Origin of the sequence: Heliobacterium chlorum (genome assembly GCF_014502795.1) — a bacterium.
GTDB lineage: Bacteria > Bacillota > Desulfitobacteriia > Heliobacteriales > Heliobacteriaceae > Heliobacterium > Heliobacterium chlorum.
In genome coordinates, this window is sequence record NZ_JACVHF010000153.1 from 1 (window position 1) to 524 (window position 524).

Genomic DNA, 524 nt, shown 5'->3' on the forward strand with positions numbered 1-524 from the left:
AACATCGTAGTGAGTAAACTAAGTATACGAAGAAGACGGGCAAAGCTACCAAAGGGCCAACGGAAATAAATATCTTCAGGAGAATGAATATAGGCAAAGAACGTTACAGGGGCAATTAAGGCTTGTGGAGTTCCCTCTAAAAGAACAGCTACGGAACCTTCCATCAAAAAGGAAATGGTCCGATCTGGTCGCTCCGTGAGAAGTATTTGTGAGAAAACAGTTAACGAATTGTCCTGAATGAATTGTTCCAGTTGGCCTAGATTATAGATCATATCCACATTAACGACTTTTAGACGGCGTCGCATTTCGCGAACGATTTTTGGATTCGTCAAACCTCTGATATACGCTAAATATAAGGGTCCTTTCGTGCGTCCTTTAAGTTGAATTTTTTCCACCACAAACTGAGGATCTGCTAGTCGAGTACGTAAAAGATATAAGTTTTTTTGGACGTCTTCCACAAATGCATCATGAGGTCCGGGGATAGATATTTCCGTTTGAGGTAGTTCAATACTCCGACCTTCGTC

Annotated in this window: 1 protein-coding gene; it reads right to left on the minus strand. The window is 41.4% G+C overall.

What is annotated here, in order from left to right; translation table 11 throughout:
• On the minus strand, positions 1 to 524 hold a 524-nt coding region (locus H1S01_RS20725), incomplete at both ends, for a spore germination protein (RefSeq protein WP_188042189.1).